The sequence below is a fragment of the Epibacterium sp. MM17-32 genome (assembly GCF_022348205.1).
In the GTDB taxonomy this organism is placed as follows: Bacteria; Pseudomonadota; Alphaproteobacteria; order Rhodobacterales; family Rhodobacteraceae; genus Epibacterium.
Genome location: NZ_JAKRFC010000014.1, coordinates 103,414 through 123,571, shown reverse-complemented (window position 1 = coordinate 123,571; position 20,158 = coordinate 103,414). Strand labels below are relative to the sequence as shown.

At 61.2% G+C, this 20,158-nt stretch carries 18 protein-coding genes and 1 tRNA gene; 8 read left to right on the top strand and 11 right to left on the bottom strand.

The annotated features are described in order from the left end of the window. Positions 1-330: 330 nt before the first annotated feature. Entirely contained in the window at positions 331-744 is a 414-nt protein-coding gene (locus MHM88_RS18870; RefSeq protein ID WP_239368162.1) for an NUDIX hydrolase, read from the bottom strand. 104 nt (positions 745-848) lie between these two features. Between MHM88_RS18870 and MHM88_RS18865 the strand changes: the two genes are divergently transcribed. Beyond that, entirely contained in the window at positions 849-2,120 is a 1,272-nt protein-coding gene (locus MHM88_RS18865; protein ID WP_239368160.1) for a DNA polymerase IV, read from the top strand. A 19-nt stretch (positions 2,121-2,139) separates the two neighbouring features. Here MHM88_RS18865 and MHM88_RS18860 read toward each other — a convergent pair whose 3' ends face one another. After that, positions 2,140-3,000, bottom strand: coding sequence for an N-formylglutamate amidohydrolase (locus MHM88_RS18860; RefSeq protein ID WP_239368158.1), 861 nt, complete (start codon positions 2,998-3,000; stop codon positions 2,140-2,142). A 157-nt stretch (positions 3,001-3,157) separates the two neighbouring features. On the opposite strand from MHM88_RS18860, the gene MHM88_RS18855 reads away from it, so the two are divergent. From MHM88_RS18855 to MHM88_RS18840, 4 genes are all read left to right on the top strand, one after another. Then, positions 3,158-3,232 (top strand) — tRNA-Val (locus MHM88_RS18855). 81 nt (positions 3,233-3,313) lie between these two features. Beyond that, on the top strand, positions 3,314-3,439 hold the full coding sequence (gene ykgO, locus MHM88_RS18850) for a type B 50S ribosomal protein L36 (protein ID WP_005648635.1): 126 nt from the start codon (positions 3,314-3,316) through the stop codon (positions 3,437-3,439). Positions 3,440-3,741: 302 nt separating this feature from the next. Continuing rightward, positions 3,742-4,752, top strand: a complete 1,011-nt coding sequence (locus MHM88_RS18845; RefSeq protein ID WP_239368156.1) for an extracellular solute-binding protein — start codon at positions 3,742-3,744, stop codon at positions 4,750-4,752. Between the two features lie 384 nt (positions 4,753-5,136). Continuing rightward, positions 5,137-6,000, top strand: coding sequence for a GTP-binding protein (locus MHM88_RS18840; protein ID WP_239368154.1), 864 nt, complete (start codon positions 5,137-5,139; stop codon positions 5,998-6,000). 38 nt (positions 6,001-6,038) lie between these two features. On the opposite strand, the gene MHM88_RS18835 is transcribed toward MHM88_RS18840, so the two are convergent. The 6 genes from MHM88_RS18835 to MHM88_RS18810 all read right to left on the bottom strand — a co-directional run bounded on the left by MHM88_RS18835 (position 6,039) and on the right by MHM88_RS18810 (position 12,791). After that, entirely contained in the window at positions 6,039-7,694 is a 1,656-nt protein-coding gene (locus MHM88_RS18835) for an iron ABC transporter permease (RefSeq protein ID WP_239324637.1), read from the bottom strand. A 153-nt stretch (positions 7,695-7,847) separates the two neighbouring features. Then, the gene (locus MHM88_RS18830; protein WP_239368152.1) at positions 7,848-9,065 is read right to left on the bottom strand and encodes a phenylacetate--CoA ligase family protein; all 1,218 of its coding nucleotides are present in this window, start codon (positions 9,063-9,065) and stop codon (positions 7,848-7,850) included. Positions 9,066-9,081: 16 nt separating this feature from the next. Then, positions 9,082-9,918, bottom strand: a complete 837-nt coding sequence (locus MHM88_RS18825; protein WP_239324412.1) for an ABC transporter ATP-binding protein — start codon at positions 9,916-9,918, stop codon at positions 9,082-9,084. A gap of 119 nt (positions 9,919-10,037) precedes the next feature. Next, the gene (locus tag MHM88_RS18820; RefSeq protein WP_239324414.1) at positions 10,038-11,321 is read right to left on the bottom strand and encodes an ABC transporter substrate-binding protein; all 1,284 of its coding nucleotides are present in this window, start codon (positions 11,319-11,321) and stop codon (positions 10,038-10,040) included. Positions 11,322-11,415: 94 nt separating this feature from the next. Next, the gene (locus MHM88_RS18815) at positions 11,416-12,492 is read right to left on the bottom strand and encodes a branched-chain amino acid ABC transporter permease (protein WP_239324424.1); all 1,077 of its coding nucleotides are present in this window, start codon (positions 12,490-12,492) and stop codon (positions 11,416-11,418) included. A 38-nt stretch (positions 12,493-12,530) separates the two neighbouring features. Continuing rightward, positions 12,531-12,791, bottom strand: a complete 261-nt coding sequence (locus MHM88_RS18810; protein ID WP_239368150.1) for a hypothetical protein — start codon at positions 12,789-12,791, stop codon at positions 12,531-12,533. 111 nt (positions 12,792-12,902) lie between these two features. Here MHM88_RS18810 and MHM88_RS18805 point away from each other — a divergent pair, with 111 nt between their 5' ends. Continuing rightward, the gene (locus MHM88_RS18805; RefSeq protein ID WP_239368148.1) at positions 12,903-13,316 is read left to right on the top strand and encodes an SHOCT domain-containing protein; all 414 of its coding nucleotides are present in this window, start codon (positions 12,903-12,905) and stop codon (positions 13,314-13,316) included. A gap of 36 nt (positions 13,317-13,352) precedes the next feature. On the opposite strand, the gene MHM88_RS18800 is transcribed toward MHM88_RS18805, so the two are convergent. The 3 genes from MHM88_RS18800 to MHM88_RS18790 all read right to left on the bottom strand — a co-directional run bounded on the left by MHM88_RS18800 (position 13,353) and on the right by MHM88_RS18790 (position 17,224). Then, positions 13,353-14,339 (bottom strand): branched-chain amino acid ABC transporter permease, encoded by a 987-nt coding sequence (locus MHM88_RS18800; RefSeq protein ID WP_239324430.1) that lies wholly within the window; start codon positions 14,337-14,339, stop codon positions 13,353-13,355. Positions 14,340-14,377: 38 nt separating this feature from the next. Then, positions 14,378-15,196, bottom strand: coding sequence for an ABC transporter ATP-binding protein (locus tag MHM88_RS18795; RefSeq protein ID WP_005659446.1), 819 nt, complete (start codon positions 15,194-15,196; stop codon positions 14,378-14,380). An 87-nt stretch (positions 15,197-15,283) separates the two neighbouring features. After that, the gene (locus MHM88_RS18790; RefSeq protein WP_219174984.1) at positions 15,284-17,224 is read right to left on the bottom strand and encodes an AMP-binding protein; all 1,941 of its coding nucleotides are present in this window, start codon (positions 17,222-17,224) and stop codon (positions 15,284-15,286) included. A gap of 294 nt (positions 17,225-17,518) precedes the next feature. On the opposite strand from MHM88_RS18790, the gene MHM88_RS18785 reads away from it, so the two are divergent. Then, positions 17,519-19,423, top strand: a complete 1,905-nt coding sequence (locus tag MHM88_RS18785) for a PAS-domain containing protein (RefSeq protein WP_239368146.1) — start codon at positions 17,519-17,521, stop codon at positions 19,421-19,423. After that, on the top strand, positions 19,416-20,135 hold the full coding sequence (locus tag MHM88_RS18780) for a response regulator transcription factor (protein WP_239368144.1): 720 nt from the start codon (positions 19,416-19,418) through the stop codon (positions 20,133-20,135). The genes MHM88_RS18785 and MHM88_RS18780 overlap by 8 nt, the downstream gene beginning before the upstream one ends. Positions 20,136-20,158: the final 23 nt, after the last annotated feature.

The following is a 20,158-nucleotide window of genomic DNA, read 5'->3' as shown; positions in this document are numbered from 1 at the left end:
AATCCGGCGCCAAACGCGCGGTCGTTGCGTGGCACCGTAAAACCACCGTGTAAGAGAAAGCCAAGCTTTGGAGATCAAACGGGAATTCAGGCGCCCTCGGCGATAAATTTCAAAAAATGAATTCCTGAGCCGTGACCCGGAAAGCACAGCCGATACGGCGAAATGGGGGCACCCGCCCGGAGAAGCTTTGCCAAACAGGCCCTCATGGGCGATTCTGTGGATGAGACACTCCCCTGACGTTTACCTCTTCCTGAGAAACGTCACCTTCCCCCGCCACTGTGCGGGGGCCTTTCTTTCAAAAGGGCAATTCTGGCACCGCCGCGCCCCGGTTCAGCGCAGCGCATCCTGTGGTTCCAGGTAATCGCGCAGACGTTGCTTGAACTGCGGTATGCCCAAGGGATGCGCGCAGTAGGCCTGCGGGGACATCAGCGCCCACCGCTGCCCCTCATCCCCAAGCCGCACCTCATCCACTCTGCGCACCGCGATATGCGCGGCAAAGAACCAGCTGTCGCCATCCGGTCGCGGATAGCACCGACCATAGCCAAGGTCGGCTTCGGACAGATGCAGGCCAACCTCCTCGGCGGTTTCCCGCAGTGCGCATTCAGCAGGGGACTCGCCGGCCTCGCGGCCGCCGCCCGGCAGATCCCAATGACCAGGGAACGGAATGTCCACCCTGTCATCGCGCAGGATCACAAGCAGTTCCGGCCCCAGAAACAGCGCCAGTTTCGCTCCCTTGAAGGTCATGGTATATCCTGTTCCTGCGCGGCCGCACTCTGCCTGTTCCGGCAACACGCTACCCGGATCGGGCGCGGCGCACACCCTGTTTCTGCGCTTTTGTCGAGCACGCCATGCCAGCCCTCTGCCGCGACTGCCTGCACAGCTTCTCCGCCGTTTCCAGGCGCCCGGGGCATCGGCGCTGTCCGGTCTGCCGCAGTCCGCGTGTTACGGAACATGAGGAGCTGTTCAGCCTGTCCATCGCCCATATGGATTGCGATGCGTTCTACGCCAGCGTCGAAAAACGCGACAACCCGGAGCTGGCGGACAAACCGGTCATCATTGGCGGCGGGCATCGTGGCGTTGTCTCCACCGCCTGTTACGTCGCGCGCATTCGCGGGGTGCGCTCCGCCATGCCGATGTTTCAGGCCTTGCAGCTGTGCCCAGATGCCGTCGTCATCAAACCCAGGATGGAGGTCTATGCCCAAACCAGTCGCGCCATTCGCGCGATGATGGATGAGCTGACGCCAGAGGTGGAACCCTTGTCGCTGGACGAAGCCTTTATGGACCTGTCCGGAACGGAGCGGCTGCATGGCGCGCCCCCGGCTGTCATGCTGGCCCGGCTTGTCAAACGGATGAAGGATGAGCTGGGCGTTACCGGCTCCATCGGCCTCAGCCACAACAAGTTCCTCGCAAAGGTCGCCTCCGATCTCGACAAGCCCCGGGGGTTCTCTGTGATCGGCAAGGCGGAAACAGCCACCTTCCTGCATGATAAACCGGTGCGCCTGATCTGGGGCATTGGTCCCGCGGCACAGGCCGCGCTGGACAGAGCTGGCATTCGCGCCTTTTCCGACCTGCTGCGATGGGACCGTCGCGACCTGCATGACAGATTCGGCAGCATGGGGGATCGGCTCTGGCACCTGGCCCGCGGTGAAGACCGGCGCAAAGTCTCCGCGCGCACGCCGGTAAAGTCGATATCAAAGGAAACCACCTTCTTTGAGGATACGATGCATCTTGATGTGCTCGATGGGCATCTCTGGCGTCTGGCCGAGCAGGTCTCTGATCGCGCCAAGGCCAAGGGGCTTGCGGGCCGTGTGGTAACGCTGAAGCTCAAACGCGCCAATCATTCCACCCTGACGCGGCGACACTCTCTGCACAGCCCGACGCAAATCGCCGATCTGATCTATCGCACCGCGCGCGGACTCTTGGACCAGACCATTTCGCAGGGCCCCTTCCGACTGCTTGGCTGTGGCATCAGCGATCTGGTGCCCGAGTCACAGGCAGACCTCACAGCGGATCTGCTGGATCCGGATGCCGGAAAACGTGCAACCGCCGAGCGCGCAGCGGATGAAATCCGCAAACGCTTCGGGAAGGACGCGATTCTCAAGGGGCGCGCCCTGCGCTAGCATCGTGGACGCGGTGCCTTCACTCTGCTGCCACGGGCCGCTCTTCTGATCCCAGCGCTGACAGGTCGCGAATGGCCTGCGTCAACTGGGCCCGCACCTGCGCAAAGCGCGCATTGGGGACGATGGCGACCTCATCCATATAGAGCGAGCGATCGATTTCGACCTGAATCGCATGCTGCCGGCGCGAGGGGCGCCCATAGGTCTGGGTAATATACGCCCCGGCAAAGGGCGAATTGCGCGCCACCCGGAACCCCGCGCGAGAGAAGGCCGCCTCGACCGCATCGATGACCCAGCCGTCCGCCGCGGCCCCGAACCGATCCCCCAGCACGACTTCGGGCCGCTTCGACGGTTTTGCAGAGATCCCCTCCACCGCCTCATGCGGCATGGAATGGCAATCCACCAGAATCGTTTCGCCAAACCGGGCATGAGAGGAATCAAGCAACCGCTGCAAGGCGCAGTGATAAGGGTACCAGTAGTCATCAATCCGCGCCCGGGCTTCGGCCAGGGGGATTTTGCCGCGATAAATCGTCCGCCCGTTGGCAACGACGCGGGGAATCACCCCCAGCCCGGAGGCAACACGCGGGTTCTGGCCGCGTCGGGTGACGCCCTCGATCAACGCCGGATCAAGCTCTTCGCACGACCTGTTGAGATCCACAAAGGCCCGCGGCAAGGTTGCCGTCAGCATCGGCATGCCCAGCTGCGGCGCGGCCGCGAACAGCCGGTCCACAAAGGCATCCTCGCTGCTGCGCAGGCGTTTTGCATCCAGAATCGACTGCGCCACAAAAGAATCGGGATAGAATGCACCGCTGTGCGGCGACGCGACGACCACAGGTGATCGCCACACCTGGGGCATTTCGATAGAATATGCCTGTCCTGACATACCAGCTCCGCTTTCCCGCCTGATAATCACAGCATAGAGTTTATATTTCTGTGGCAAAAGCTCTTGCGCCCACAATCGACTCCTTTTATAGACCCCTTCACCGACGCGGATCGACGCGCTGAACAGCGTGTTCATGTCGATTTGACGTTGGCATCATGGGCGGTTAGCTCAGCGGTAGAGCACTTCGTTGACATCGAAGGGGTCACAAGTTCGATCCTTGTACCGCCCACCATGATTTCGCTGTTTTGGACCTCGGTCCAGGACGCCCCGCTAACCTAGGCGCTGGTTCGCGCCGCAGAAAAGGAGAGAGGCCATGAAGGTCAAGAACTCGCTCCGCTCGCTGAAGAACCGGCACCGTGATTGCCGGGTTGTGCGTCGCAAGGGCCGCGTTTACGTCATCAACAAGACGCAGCGCAAGTTCAAAGCGCGCCAGGGCTGAGCCTAACGCACAAGACGCCTTTCACGAGGCTCCGAAGAACCGCATCTTTTGATGCGGTTTTTTGTTTTTCCGGCCCTTCTTTCGCCGCAGCGTCCTCCCGTAGGCCCTCATGCGCCGCCTGCCGTCAGATCGCCGAAATGTGGCGATGTCACCTGCCCTCAGCCTGCTCATAACTTTTCCGACAGAATTAATCAGTTACCCCTTACATTTGGGCCTCAGTGTAGTAATTGACTAAAGAACTTGGATTTTGGAGCGCGGCCAGATCGTCCGTGCCCAAGCGACAGTCAAAGGGATAGAAGCTCATGAGAATCAATATCTTTGCCACACTTGCCGCCAGCTGCCTCGCGACCACCGCGATCGCCGATGGTGTGGTGAACCTCTATTCATCGCGCCACTACGATACCGACGAACGGCTCTACAGCGAGTTCGAGGACGCCACCGGAATCACCATCAACCGGATTGAGGGCAAGGCGGACGAGTTGATCGCCCGCATGGAAGCAGAGGGCGCGAATTCCCCCGCCGACGTGCTGATCACCGTGGACACCTCTCGTCTGGCACGCGCCAAGAACGCCGGCATTCTGCAATCCATCGACAGCGATGTGCTGGAAGAGAAGATTCCGTCCAATCTGCAGGACGTCGACAATCAATGGTTCGGGTTTTCCCAGCGGGCGCGGATCATCTTCTACGCCAAGGATTCGCTCGACACCCCGCCTGCCACGTATCTCGACCTTGCCGACCCGGCCTACGAGGGCAAGGTCTGCATCCGGTCGTCGACCAATACCTACAACCAGACGCTGCTTGCGGCGATCGTGACAAACCATGGCGAGGAAGCCGCCAAGGACTGGGCCGAAGGCGTGGTCTCCAACATGGCGCGCAGCCCGCAGGGCGGTGACACCGATCAATTGCGCGGATTGGTTTCCGGTGAATGCGAAATTGCCGTGTCCAACAGCTACTACTTTGCCCGCGCCCTGCGCAAAGACGTCAAGGGCGTCTCGGGCGATATCGACAAGATCGGATGGGTCTTCCCCGCGCAGGACGCTGAAGGTGCTCATATGAATCTGTCCGGTGCCGGTGTTGCAGCCCATGCTCCAAACCGCGACAACGCAATCAAGTTTCTGGAGTATCTCGCATCCGACCAGGCGCAGAAGTACTTCTCCAACGGCAACGATGAATTCCCGACCGTGCCCGGAGTGGCGCTGGCGGAGAATGTTGCCAAGCTCGGTGAGTTCAAGGCCGATGACGTGAACCTGTCCGAGGTTGCAACCAACATTCCCACTGCCCAGAAGATCTTTAACGAGGCTGGCTGGAAATAATCCAGCCTCGGGTTTTGGCGGTATCCGCCCTGCCATCCGGCGCAGCCCGTTCGCCACGGGCTGCGCCTTTTTCATGCGTCGCCGATCCGGGATTCGCCCCGTCACCCCCACGCCAAATGCTGCGCTCAGGCGCCTGACCCCGGCAAATCCGCCCGGTTCACACCGGAACACAATAATTTTTTCGAATATTTATCGCGATAAATCAGCGCCTAGCGCCGTTTCGCATATTCTGCCCTCTGCCCGCGGGCAATGTTGGTCTGGACCGGATGGATCACAGCCCCTATAGAGTCGCGCCAAGCAAGGCATAGAGCTTGCACAATCTGAAATGGGGAGGTCGGTCGGTATGCCGATTACGATGCACCTGACGTGCGGGGGCAAGCCCTGATGCGCGTTCCTGTCACGATTGTCAGTGGATATCTCGGCGCGGGCAAGACCACGCTGATCAACTCCCTGTTGGGAGAGGACCACGGCCTGCGTCTCGCGGTGTTGGTCAATGATTTCGGCAGCGTCAATATCGATGCCGCCCTGATCAAAGAGACCGAGATCGACAGTATCGCCCTGACGAATGGCTGTGTCTGCTGCACGCTTGGCGATGATCTCCTGATGAGTGTGAACGACCTCCTGTCGCGCGGCGGAACACCGGACCATATCCTGATCGAAGCCAGCGGCATCGCAGAACCGGTGGCGATTGCCAATGCACTGCTCGCGGACAGCCGACTGAGCTATGCGGGTATCGTGACGGTGGTGGACGGGACCAACATCGAAGATTTGTTGTCCGACCCGCTTCTGGAACCTCAGGTGACTCAGCAGATCCGCGCGGCGGATATCGTGCTGATCAGCAAACTGCCGGACGGATCGGATGATCAGGTCCAGGACAAGTTGCGCACCCTCGGCGCCCGCGCGCCCACCCGGCTTAGCGACATGCCGCTGTCCCGCCTGTTGTTCGACGTTACCCCCCTGCCCCGCAGCGCGGCCCCCGCGCCCCATCCCGGATATGTCAGCTGGCAACACCGCAGCCGTCAGGTCCTTGACCGCCGCCAGCTCGGCGACAAGCTCGCGGACCGTCCGGAAGGCCTGTATCGGATGAAAGGGTTCGTCCTGACCTCCGGCGGCGCCTATGAGCTGCATATCGTCGGACGCCATGTCGAAGCACGGCGGTGCGATGCGGACGAAACGCTGCTGGTTGCCTTGGGACCGGAGAACCGGATCAGCCGCGACCAGATCGAAGCCTGGTGGTGTAGCGCCTAACGCCGGCAGGGAGCCCGTTGCGCAGCAGCTGTCGCGCGCTATCGCCTGCGCCCGACCTGACGGCAAATCAGGATCACCGGCAGCAGCCCCACCGCCATGATGGCCAGAGACGGGACCGCGGCCCCTTCCAGCCGCTCATCCGCTGCAAGGCGATGCGCCTGCACGGCCAGCGTATCGAAATTGAACGGCCGCATGATCAGCGTCGCGGGCAGCTCTTTCATCACATCGACAAAAACGATCAGCAGCGCGGTCAGCAGGCTCGGCGTCAGAATCGGCAGGTGAATCCTGCGCAACATGCCCAGCGGGCTTTGTCCCAGCGATCTGGCGGCGGCATCCATATTGGCATGGACCGTCGCCTGCCCGCCCTCATACGCCCCCAGCGCGGCGGCCATGAAACGCACCACATAGGCCAGCACCAGCAACCAGATCGACCCGGTGACCAGCAGGCCCGTCCGGATTCCGAAACTGGCCTGCATCCAGGCGTCCAGCGCATTGTCGAACGCCGCAAAGGGCACCATCAGACCCACGGCGATCACGCCGCCGGGCACAGCATAGCCCAGCCGCGAGAAATAGGCCGCCATGCTCGACGGCCGCCCTGGCCGCAGCCGCTGATAAAACCCGAGACCAATGGCCGCGACCAGCGTGATCAGCGCGGCTGTGGTCGCCAGGGTGAGGGAATTGCTGACAAAGCCGATGTAGCGCCGGCTGAACAGGTCCTGTTCTGACTGCAATCCCATCAGCGTCAGGCTGACCAGCGGCACCAGAAAGCCAAATATCACCGGCAGGGCACAAAGGAGCAGGGCAAAGCAGGACGTCACACCACTGAGGCGCGCCGGCCCCATCGTGGCCTGCTGCTTGCCGGCATGGTGATAGCGCGCCCTGCCGCGACTGGAGCGTTCCGCCACCGCCAGCAGCAGGGCAAACCCCAGCAAGCACAGCGCAAGCTGCGCCGCGCCCGCGCGATCCCCCAGCGAGAACCAGCTTGTATAGATGCCCGTGGCAAAGGTCTGCACACCGAAATAGGCAACGGTGCCGTAGTCCGCAATCGTCTCCATCACCGCCAGCAACACGCCGGAGGCCACGGCCGGACGCGCCATCGGCAGGCTGACCCGCCAGAACGCGCGCCAGGAGCTGTGTCCAAGCGCCCGCGCCGCCAGGAATGCACTGGCGCTCTGCTGCAAGAAGGCCGCGCGCGCCAGCAGGTAAACATAGGGGTAGAGCACCAGCACCAGCATCAAGGCCGCGCCCCCCAGCGACCGGATCTCGGGGAACCAGTAGTCACGCGGCCCCCAGCCTGTCACGTCCCGCAGGGTCGATTGCACGATCCCGGGATGGTCGAGCAAAAAGGTGTAGCCATAGGCAAGCACATAGGCCGGAAAGGCCAGCGGCAGCACCAGCGCCACCTCGAAGAATCGCACCCCCGGAAACCGCGTCATGGTGACCAGCCAGGCCGCCCCCACCCCGATGGAGAAGGTGCCGATCGACACCAGCAGCACCAGATACACCGTCGTGCGCGCATAACGCGGCAGAACGGTTTCGGCGAGATGGGAGATCGTGTCGATCCCGCCGGTAAAGGCGGCGATCGCCACCGCTACCATCGGCAACAGACAGGCCAGAGCCACGCCCCAGGCCAGAACGGCAAAGCCGCGAGTGCCCTTGCTACGTGCGGAGATGCTGCGGCGGGGCACGGGCATCTGAGTCTGGCTCGCTTGCGTCATTCGTCCTGCTTATGAACTGTGTCGCCCCGGTTTCAAGCATTTTTGTCGGAAATGACAGCACGAAACCGCCGCTGCGACGGTATGTCGACAGCGGCGGCCGCGGTATTCCATGTTTTGGCAGGTAGTAGGTCAATCGTAGCTGCGCTGGTCCTCGATCACCAGACCATCCTTGGGCAGCGTGCCCGGCGCGACAATATCCACGGTCCCCCTCAGTTTGAGCAGGTCCACGACCGAGCGGGCAAAGGTGATCTCATCGCCGCCATCGGCCTCGATCCGCACGGTCATGACGTCCATTTCGCCACTGCGCGATGCAACAACGCGGGCTTTGAGGATCTCGTCGTGTTTGTCGACCAGCGCGGCCACCTGTTCGGGGCGCACAAACATCCCCTTGATCTTGGTGGTCTGGTCCGCGCGGCCCATCCAGCCCTTGATGCGCATATTGGTACGGCCACAGGGGCTCTGACCGGGCAGGACTGCGCTCATGTCGCCGGTGGCAAAGCGGATCAGCGGGTAATCCCGGTTCAGCGTCGTGACCACAACTTCGCCCACCTCGCCCGGTGCAACCGGGGTGCCGGTGCCGGGGGTGACGATTTCGACGATCACCTGTTCATCGACGATCATGCCCTCCATGGCGGCGCTCTCATAGGCGATATTGCCCAGATCCGCCGTGGCATAGCATTGCAGGCAGGAAATGCCGCGATCCGCATAGTCCTGACGCAGGCTCGGAAACAATGCACCACCGCCAACCGCCGCCTTCGTAAAGCCCAGCTCGACGCCCATGGCCTCGGCCTTGTCCAGGATCACCTTGAGGTAATCCGGCGTTCCGGCATAGGTGGTTGCCCCAACATCGCGCGCCGCCGTGACCTGCAGTTCGGTCTGGCCAGTGCCCGCAGGCAGAACCGCAGCCCCCACGGTCCGGGCGCCATTTTCAAAGATCATCCCAGCCGGGGTCAGGTGGTAACCAAAGCAGTTCTGCACCACATCGCCCGGACCGACGCCCGCCGCATGCAGGAAACGCCCCATGCGCCACCAGTCGTGATCGACGCCACCGGGTTCATAAATCGGCCCCGGGGATTGAAAGATATGGGCAAACCCGTGTGCAGGCTTGACGGTGAACCCCCCAAAGGGGGGCTGTGCGGCCTGCGCCGCACTCAAATCCGCTTTGCGCAGCACCGGCAATGCCGCCAGCGCCTCCACCGATGTGATCTTTGCCGGGTCTACATCCGCGAGCAGCGCGGCAAAACCGGGCGCGGATTTGGCACGGGCGATCTGTTCCGGCAGGAGCGTCGCCAGATCTGCCGCGCGTTCATCGGCGCTGCGGGTTTCTAATGTATCAAAATAGGTCATGTCGTCCCTCCCCGCCTTAGCTCAACCACCTTTTACGACGGCGATAGGAACGCACATCGCGGAAACTCTTGCGGCCATCTTCGGACATGCCGAGGTAGAATTCCTTCACATCCGGGTTTTCACGCAGCTCCGCTGCCGGGCCGTCCATCACCACCCGTCCGGATTCCAGAATGTACCCGTAGTGGGCATAGCGCAGCGCCACGTTGGTGTTCTGTTCCGCCAGCAGGAAGGTCACACCCTCGTTCTCATTGATCGACTTCACGATCTCAAAGATCTGCTCCACCAGCTGCGGCGCCAGCCCCATCGAGGGCTCATCCAGCAGGATCGTCTCCGGGCGGCTCATCAGCGCGCGGCCCATCGCCACCATCTGCTGCTCGCCACCCGAGGTGTAGCCCGCCTGGCTCTTGCGGCGCTCCTTGAGGCGCGGAAAATAGGTGTAGACCAGCTCCAGATCCTCCTGGATCTTGGCGCTGCTGTCACCGCGGGTATAGGCCCCGGTGAGCAGGTTCTCCTCTACCGTCAGGTGCTCAAAGCAATGGCGGCCTTCCATCACCTGGATGACGCCCTTCTTCACCAGCTCGGCCGGGTCCTGTTCATGCACATCAGCGCCGCGATAGCGCACCGATCCTTTGGTCACCTCGCCGCGTTCCGAATGCAGCAGGTTGGAGATCGCCTTCAGCGTCGTGGTCTTGCCCGCGCCGTTGCCCCCCAACAATGCGGTAATCCCGCCCTTGGGAACATTCAGGCTCACGCCCTTCAGAACGAGGATCACGTGATTGTAGATCACCTCGATATTATTGACCTCGAGCAGGGTCTCCGCCTGCACGTCTGTGGTGTTGGCCGCGTCCAGCATCTCGAAAGCCTATTCCCTTCGTCAGTGTCCGGTGGGGACGAAACGGGTACGGCAGCCCTGCGCCGCACCCAATGAGTTCTGAGGTCCACGCCGACCCATGGGCCGGCGTGGGTTTGCGCTTAGTTGCAGCGTTCCTCGATGTTGTTTTCCGCAGCATAGGCGGCGGAATCCTCTTCGATCAGCTCGCCGATCACCTCGGAATCCGTGGGATTGAACCCGGAGATCAGCGACCAGGTCTGGCTCTCCGCATCCCACTGGGTCACACCGACAAGCCCGGGGCCGCCGTGGTTTTCACAGCTGACGTCAAAGGACGGGCCAAAGTTCGGCATGCCAAGGGCGTTCATCTTGTCAGCCGTGATCGACAGCGCTTCCATCCCGTCACGCATCATCGAGGCGTCGATCTCGGCCGTGCCGTGGATCTCCTGAGCGGTTTTGGCCGCCTCCACGGCGAGCATCGCCGCATACATGCCACGGTTATAGAGCACATTGCCGATCTGATCGCCTGCACCCGCAGCGAGCCCCTTGTCGACCACATGCGTCTGGATGTCGTCAAAGATCGGGAAGTCGCGACCGACGTTGTGGAAGGTCACGGCCTTGTAGCCATCCGCCTTGTCGCCTGCGGGCATCACGTCATGTTCGGCACCGGACCACCACACGCCAATGAAGTTTTCCATCGGGAAGCGGATGTTGGCGGCTTCCTGGATCGCCACCTGGTTCATCACGCCCCAGCCCCACATCACGACATTATCGGGACGGTCCCGGCGGATCTGAAGCCACTGCGACTTTTGCTCCTGACCCGGATGGTCCACCGGCAGCAGGCTCAGCTCAAACCCGTGCTTTTCGGAAAGCTCCTCCAGCGTGCGGATCGGCTCCTTGCCGTAGGCGGAGTTGTGATAGACCAGCGCGATCTTCTTGCCGTTCAGGTCGCCCCCGTTTTCTTCGAGCAGGTAATTGATCACGCCCGAGGCCCCATCCCAGTAGTTGGCCGGGTAGTTGAAGACGTTCGAGAAGACCTTGCCATTGGCGGCGGAGGTCCGGCCGTAGCCCATGGTATGAAGCGGAATACCGTCTGCGGTCACTTTGGGGATCAGCTGGTAGGTGATCCCGGTGGAGAGCGGTTGATAGATCAGGGCACCTTCACCCTTGGTGGATTCATAGCATTCCACACCTTTTTCGGTGTTATAGCCGGTCTCGCATTCGATCACGCGGGCCTTGACGCCGCCGATGCCCCCGTCACGCTCGTTCACCAGGGTGAAATAGTCGTTGTAGCCGTCAGAGAACGGAATGCCGCCCGCGGCATAGGGGCCGGTGCGGTAGCTGAGATCCGGGAATACCAGATCCGCCATTGCGGGGCTTGCGGCAATCAGCGCACTCAGCGCCACGCTTGTCAGTTTCAGTTTCATCGGGTGTCATCCTCCCTGAATTTTTCCGATGTTTTTGTAGTTCGGGGCCGACCTCCTCTTGCCGCCCCCGGCGAATATCGTGTGGTCCGCCGCGCTAGTGCGGGAACGGCCAGAGCCGCAGTTTCTCCTTGGCGACACGCCAGAGCTGCGCGAGGCCGTGTGGCTCCAGGATCAGGAACGTGATGATCAGCCCGCCGACAATCACCAGCTGGAAATGCGCCACGATATCCGTGGGCCAGCCCAGCCAGTCGACGCCCACGACCTTGAGGATCACCGGCAGCAGCACCAGAAATGCAGCCCCTGCAAAAGAGCCAAAGATCGACCCCAGACCGCCGATGATGACCATGAACAGCACAAGGAACGACTTGTTGATGCCAAAGGCCTCACCGACCTCGACCGCGCCGAGATAGACCGAGAAGAACAGCGCCCCGGAGATGCCGACAAAGAAGCCAGAGACCGCGAAGGCTGTCATTTTTGCCTTCAGGGGGTTCACGCCGATGATTTCAGCCGCAATATCCATGTCGCGGATCGCCATCCATGTGCGCCCCTGGGTGCCCCGCGTCAGGTTGCGGGCCACGATGGCGCAGAACGTCAGGAAAATCAGACAGAACATATAGGTCGCCCAGGCCGGTGCATTGGGGCCGGTGATGATGATGCCAAACACGTCCCGTTCCGGTGCGTTGATCTGACCAGAGGCCGAGTAGTTGTAGAACCACGGCACCCGGTTGAAGAGCCAGACCAGAAAGAACTGTGCCGCCAGGGTTGCCACCGCGAGGTAAAACCCTTTGATGCGCAAACTGGGCAAGCCAAACAGCACGCAGACCAGCGCCGTGATTCCCCCCGCCAGCAAGACGTGGATGAACATGGACACCTCGGGGAAGGCCGTCATCAGCTTGTAGCAAGCATAAGCGCCCACCGCCATGAACCCCCCGGTGCCCAGCGAAACCTGCCCGCAGTAACCAACAAGGATGTTCAGCCCGATCGCCGCGATCGCGTAGATCAGGAACGGCAACAGGATCGCATTGACCCAGTAGTCATTGACCAGAAACGGCACCACACCAAAGGCCACGGCCAGCACCGCATAATAGCGGTAGCGGTCGAATTTGATCGGAAAGGTCTGACTGTCCTCGACATAGGAGAGTTTGAAATCCCCGGCTTCACGGTAGAACATGGCTCAGAGGCTCCCTTCTTTGAATTTATCGTTCTGCATCAGACCTCTCCCCAGTTGGACTGCGCCGCGTCCCGCTGTGCGCGGGTCATCCGGTTGGAGGGTTTGGCGTAGCCCGTCCGCTCCGAGATCCGCACCAGTTTCAGATAGGCAAAAAGGCCCCCGAACAGACCCAGCGCCGCCAATAGGGTCGCGACGGTGATCTGACCGGTCGTGTAGCCCTCGCCCGTCAGCGCAAGGTAGCCAAAGGCCCAGAACCCGGACCACGCAACGACGTTCAGCACTGCGATCAGCTTGCTCATGACAGGGCCTCCCCGTTAACCATTTCGTCAGATTTCCGCGTTTCGCCACATTTTGCCCCAATCTGCCTCGCACGGTGCGCGTGGGAAAAGTGAGTGGGTGACATGACCGTAATGCTGGAGAGACTCCGGCAGCTGGATGCTGCACGGAAACGAGGTGATCTGACCGACGCGCAATATGCCGATGCCCGGTCAAAGCTTTTGTCAATGGTCGAAGATGCCGAGGTGGAACCCGCCGGACCGCGCGCGCGCAGGTCCGCGGCAGGGAAAGCGGCGCGTCCACGGCCCCGCCCGGCCGCCCCGTCTTCCACGCGCCGCACCGCACCGATGGTGGCTCCGCAGTCGGACCCCGCCGAGAGCCATGACATGTCGTTCTTCTGGGGGCTCATCCTTGTGGGGCTCTGCGCCGCGGGCTTGATGACCTTCCTCATCGGACGGCTCATCGGGGATATCACCATCGCATTGACGCTCGCGGTCACGGTCTTCGCCGCCGTGGTCATCGCCGCCTTCCAGCGGATGCAGAACTGAGTCTGCACACCGCCGGAGGGGGGGAGGATATGCGCCTCAAACCCGTTCAATGATCTTCTCGCCAAAGAGGCCCTGTGGGCGGAACACGAGGAAAATCAGCGCCAGCACGTAGGCAAACCAGTTCTCGGTGGCACCGCCCACCATCGGGCCAATGAGGAACTCGAACAGTTTCTCGCCCACGCCGATGATCAGCCCGCCCACAATGGCACCGGGGATCGAGGTGAAACCACCCAGCATCAGCACTGGCAGGGCCTTGAGCGCGATCAGCGACAGCGAAAACTGCACGCCGGATTTTGTGCCCCACATGATGCCGGCAACCAGTGCGACAAATCCCGCAACCGACCAGACCAGCACCCAGATGAAGTTCAGCGAAATCCCCACCGACAGCGCTGCCTGGTGATCATCCGCCACCGCACGCATGGCCCGGCCTTGTTTTGTGTACTGGCTGAACAACACGAGGCCGGTCACCAGAAGCGCTGCAATGACCGTCGCCACGATATCGAGGTTGTCGATAAAGAAACCGTAGCCGAAGATCCCAAAGGTCGTCTCGTCAATCCAGAGGTTGATCCCTTGAGGCAGGCCCACATCAAGCGTCTTGATCTCGGACCCCCACATCAGATCCGCCACACCTTCGAGGAAATAGGCAAGCCCGATGGTGGCCATAAAGAGGATGATCGGCTCTTGGCCCACGAGGTGTTTCATCACGAGGACCTGCACCAGCCACGCCAGCACCACCATCACCACAACGGTCATCAGGATCGCCACGAATGAGGGAACCGTCCAGCCAAAGTGGGTGATATGGCCGCCAAAGACCGCGTTGATCATATGCGAGAACGGCACCTGCCCCTGCATGATCCCCACCAGCGTCATGGCCGCAAACAGCGCCATCACGCCTTGGGCGTAGTTGAAGATGCCAGAGGCCTTGTAGATCAGTACGAAGCCCAGCGCGACCAGCGCATAAAGCACCCCGGCCATCAGCCCGTTCAGCGTCACCTCCATGGCAAAGATCAGTTGATCAGGCATGGTTCGCCTCCTTGTTCATTGCTGTTGCGCAGGCGAAATCAGTCATGGGACACCCCCAGATAGGCGTCGATGACGTCCTGGTTGTTGCGCACCTCATCCGGTGTGCCATCGCCAATCTTCTTGCCGTAATCCATCACCACCACCCGATCAGACAGGTCCATGACCACGCCCATGTCGTGCTCAATGAGGGCAATGGTGGTGCCAAACTCGTCGTTCACATCGAGAATAAAGCGGGACATGTCCTCTTTTTCCTCGACATTCATGCCGGCCATCGGCTCATCCAGCAGCAACAGCTTCGGCTCCGCCGCCAATGCGCGGGCCAGTTCGACGCGTTTCTTCAGACCGTAGGGCAGTCGCGCGACGGGGGTTTTGCGGATCGCCTGAATTTCAAGAAAGTCGATGATCTTTTCGACGACTTCGCGGTTCTCGACCTCTTCTTTCTCGGCGCGGCCTTTCCAGAAGGCCTGCTGGAACATGCCCGCCTTCATGTAATTCAACCGGCCAGTCATCACGTTGTCGAGCACGCTCATCCCGTCAAACAGCGCGATATTCTGAAACGTGCGCGCAATCCCCTGCCGGGCCACCTCATAGGGTTTCATCGGGGGGCGCTTGGCCCCGTGAAACCAGACCTCGCCTTCTTGCGGCACGTAAAAACCTGAAATCACGTTCAGCATCGAGGATTTCCCGGCACCGTTCGGGCCGATGATCGCGCGGATTTCCCCTTCGCGGATGTCAAAGGAGATATCCTTGATCGCCACCACGCCGCCAAACCGCAGGGTGATGTTCTTCATCTCCATGACCACGCCGCCAATGGTGCGGCCATCCTCGGTCACATAGCTCTCAGCCGCATCAAGCATGGGTCACTCCTTTGGAATTTCGCGCCAGATGATGGGACGGCGGGCGGGGCGATGTGCAGCTTGCCTGCACGAGCGTCGTCAAAGCCGTCATTCCGCTGCCACCTGCTGTGCCATGGGGGATTGCACCTTCGCATCCACACAGGTCAGCGTCGCACTGATCGCGCCTTTGCGACCGTCTTCATAGGTGACCTCGGTCCGGGTCGAGATCTGTTCGGAGCCATCATAAAGCGCGGCAATAATGTCGGCGAATTTCTCCTCGACGATGCGACGGCGCACCTTGCGGGTCCGCGTCATTTCACCGTCATCGGCGTCCAGTTCCTTGTGCAGCACCACAAAGCGATGCACCTGACAGCCCGACAGCATCTCATCCTGCGCCACCGAGGCATTCACCGCCTCCACATGGTTCCGGATCGTCTCCAGCACGCGCGGATGACCGGCCAGCTCCTGATAGGAGGCATAGGCGATATTGTTGCGCTCCGCCCAGTTGCCCACCGCCGTGAGGTCGATGTTGATGAAGGCCACACAGCGGTCGCGGCCATTGCCAAACAGCACCGCCTCCAGAATATCCGGATAGAACTTCAGCTTGTTCTCGACGTATTTCGGCGCAAACATCGCGCCGCTGGCCATTTTGCCAACATCTTTGGCCCGGTCGATGATCCGCAGATGGCCGGAGCTTTCCTCGATAAAGCCCGCATCACCCGTGGCGACCCACCCCTCGGCATCCTTGGTCGAGGCGGTGGATTCCGCATTCTTGTAGTATTCGACAAACGTACCCGGCGAGCGGTAGTGGATCTCGCCCTTGTCGTCGATCTTGATCTCCACATCCGGCGCAGGCACGCCCACGGTATCGGCGCGCACTTCGCCATCGGGCTGCACGGTGATGAACACCGTGGCCTCCGTCTGACCATAGAGCTGTTTGAGGTTGATCCCCAGCGAGCGGTAGAAATCAAAGATCTCCGGCCCGATCGCCTCCCCCGCCGTGTAGCCGACACGGATACGGCCATAGCCAAGCGTATCCTTTAGGGGACCATAGACCAGCAGATCACCCAGGCGATACTTCAGCCGGTCCATCATGCCGACGGGTTTGCCATCCAGGATCAGACCGCCGACTTTCTTGGCATGGGCCAGGAAGTGATGAAACATCTTCTGCTTCAGCTTGCCCGCGTCTTCCATGCGGATCATCACATTGGTGAGCTGACCCTCAAACACGCGCGGCGGCGCAAAGAAATAGGTGGGGCCGATCTCGCGCAGATCGGTCATCATGGTGTCTTCGCTCTCGGGGCAATTGACGCAGAACCCGCACCAGTAGGACTGCCCCAGCGAAAAGATGAAATCCCCCACCCAGGCCATCGGCAGATAGGACAGGATGTCTTCTTTTTCGGTGAGCTTGTCGAACATGCTCACGTTCTTGGCGCTCTCGACAACATTGCGATTGGAAAGCACCACGCCCTTGGGCCGCCCGGTGGTGCCCGAGGTATAGAGCATCACACAGGTGGAATCATAAGTGAGCTTGGCCTTGCGCGCCGCCAGATCATCGCTGAACTCATCGCGCGCTGCACGTCCCTGTTCCTGCACGTGGCTATATTGATGCAACTGGTGATGGTCGTATTTGCGCAGGCCCTTCGGGTCCACGTAGATCATGTGCTTGAGGTTGGTCAGCTGGTCCTTGACCTCGATGACCTTGTCGACCTGCTCCTGATCGCCGGCGATCACATAGGCCGCACCACAGTGATCCAGCACATAGGCCATCTCTTCCGCGCTGGAGTCCTGATAGACCGGCACCGGCACCGCACCAACACTTTGCGCCGCAACCATCGACCAATAAAGCGAAGGCCGGTTGCGCCCGATTATGGCGATAAAATCTCCCTCAGCCACGCCGAGGTTCAACAGACCCAAGGCAAGCGCCTCGATTTCCTCGGCGGTTTCCTTCCAGGTCCAGCTTTGCCAGATGCCAAACTCCTTTTCCCGGTAGGCCGGGCGGTTGGCATGGACAGTTGCGTTTCTCTCCAGCAGGGCCGGAACAGACATAAGCTGCCCGGCGCCAGACGATGTCTGCGCAGCGGTCTGAGACACGTATTTACTCCTCCCATATCCGGTCCTCCCCGACCGGATTGATCGCATCTCCCACAGGTGCGGGATGCGATCCTTATGTCCGCATTAGGACTGTACCTTTGTAACAAAGCAAGTTTTTCGCGATGATTTCTGAAACCTATCGAATTGTAACAAGGTCGCGAAAATGCGACGCTGGGGCCGAGCCGACCGGCGCGAGAAGCCGCTTTGCCAATGCTGCGCAAGCTGCTAGCCCATACGTGGGGAGCTTAAATGAAACAGTCGACTGCACAGCGAATGGCGATGATTGACGCCGGTCTCAACCTGATTGCGCAGGCCATGTCGATCTATGACAGTGATTTGCGCCTCGCCGCCTGCAACCATCGTTTTCAGGAAATGTTCTCCCTGCCCCCCGAACTGGTGCAGGACGGTGCAAGCTTTGAGGACACCATCCGCTTCATTGCGGAGCGGGGCGACTACGGCCCCATTGATGACATCGAATCGTTCGTCCAGTTGCGCGTCGATCAGGCCCGCGCCTTTGTGCCCCATTATGTCGAACGCCAGCGCGCGAACGGGCATGTGATCTCGATCGAGGGCGCGCCTCTGCCGCAGGGCGGCTGGGTCACGGTTTACACTGACATCACCCGCACCAAACGGGTTGAGGAATTGCTGCGCACCCGGTCCGAGGAACTCTCGGATCAGGTGATGAGCTACACCGAGGAGCTTTCGGCCACCAACCGCAAGCTGGCCGCGACCATCACCACGCTGGAGGAAACCAAGCGTCAGCTGACCCAGACCGAGGCCCGCACCCGGCTGACCACCGAAATGATGCCCGCGCATATCGCCCATGTGGACCCGGAGGGGTATTACACCTTCACCAACGGACGTCTGAACAAGGTGTTTCCCGGGCGCCCCTCCGATATTCTTGGCGAACATATTGCCGACGCCCTGGGGCCAGCCGCATATGGCCGCATCGCCCCGCATCTGGACGCCGCCTATCAGGGCGAAAGCCCGGTGTTTGAGTTCACGGAGGATCACGACAGCCGCCGCCTGCGGGTGGCCTTTACGCCCGACACTGAGGGCGGCGTCTTTATCCTGTCGATGGACGTGACCGAGGAAACCCAGACCCGAGTCGCACTGCAACAGGCCCGGAAACGCGAGATTGCAGCACAGATGACCAGCGGTCTGGCGCATGATTTCTCCAATCTTCTGACCATTATCCTCGGTATGCAGACGCGTCTGGCCCGTATTTCCCTGCCCGAAGGTGCAGGTGAACTGGTTGAGGCGACGCTATCCGCTGCACGACGTGGGGGGCGTCTGCTGGACCGGATGGCGGAGATGACGAGCCATCGGGGATTGCGCCCGCAAGCCACCGATCTCCACGCGCTGCTGGAGGAGATGAAAATCCTCGCCACGCCGTCACTGCCGCAGGGCATTGGCCTCAGCGTGCTGGACAATACTGGCGACGGGCGGTTCCTTCTGGATCCGGGCCGGTTGCAGGATGCGCTTTTGAACCTGATCCTGAACGCCCGCGACGCCTGTGGCACCACTGGACAAATCACGGTTGCCGCCCATTTGGTCGGCCAAACATGGATTGAGTTTTCCGTCAGCGACACCGGCCCGGGGTTTTCCAAACCGGCCCTGGAAAACGCGCTCAACCCGTTTTTCACCACCAAAGGTCAGGAAGGCTCAGGCCTCGGGCTGTCAATGGTCTATGACATGGTGAAATCCGCCGGGGGTGACATTCGCATCAGCAACACAGTGTCAGGTGCCATGGTCACACTGCGTCTGCCTCACCGCCCAGCGCCCATGGCAGCGGGCGGCATTGCCCTGTTGGTGGAGGACAGCGACGCGCTCCGGGCGACCTATCGGCAAGTGTTGATGGACCTTGGATATTCGGTGATTGAGGCCACCAGCGTGGACGAGGCCATAGCACTACTGGCCGATGTGGAGGGGATCGCGCTGATCCTGTCGGACATTAAACTGGAGGGCGAGGCCACCGGCGTCGATCTCTGTGCGCGGCTCGGGCCAGACGCGCCGCCCGTTGTGTTGATGACCTCCCTGCCCCACACGGACCCGCTCTACCGCGCGGCATTGGCCTCTGCGCCGCTTTTGCCCAAACCCTTTGAAAGCCCCCATCTGATGGCGCTCCTGCAACAAGAGGCCGACCATGCGTGATGCCACCCCATCCCCGCTCGTGACGATCCTCGATGATGAGCCCGAGATCCGCCAGCTGCTGACCGAAACACTGGAAGATGCGGGCTATCGCACGCAGAGCTTTTCCCGCGCGCGCGATTTCGAGGCGGCGCTCAAACGGGTGACGCCGGATGTCTGTCTGGTGGATCTGTCACTGCCCGACACCGACGGGCTGGCGCTGGTTCATCGGCTGGCGCTGGAACAGGGCGCCAGCGTCATCATCATCTCGGGCCGGGCACAGGTACAGGATCGGGTAACAGGGCTGGAGCTGGGGGCGGATGATTACATCACCAAGCCATTTGATCCCGCCGAGGTCGTCGCGCGCATCCGGGTGCGCCTGCGCGACACGCCGCGTGGTGGTCAAATGCCATCCGGGGATCGCGCACAATTCTCAGGCTGGACCGCACATTTCGACCGCTACGCGCTTGAGGATGAGAACGGAGGCGAGACCGCCTTCTCCCACGCCGAAGGCGAGGTGCTCAGGCTGTTTCTGGAAAGCCCAAAGCGGCTGATCTCGCGCGCACAGATGATGGAACGCCTGGGCGGAGGGGCGGGCGACAGTTTCGACCGCGCCATGGATGTGCGGGTCTCGCGCCTGCGCACAAAATTGCGCGAGAACCCCAAGAACCCGCGCCTCATCAAAACCATCTATGGCGCAGGCTATATTTTTCTGGGCGATGTCAGCTGGAGCTGATCGTTTAAACTGTACACGGATAC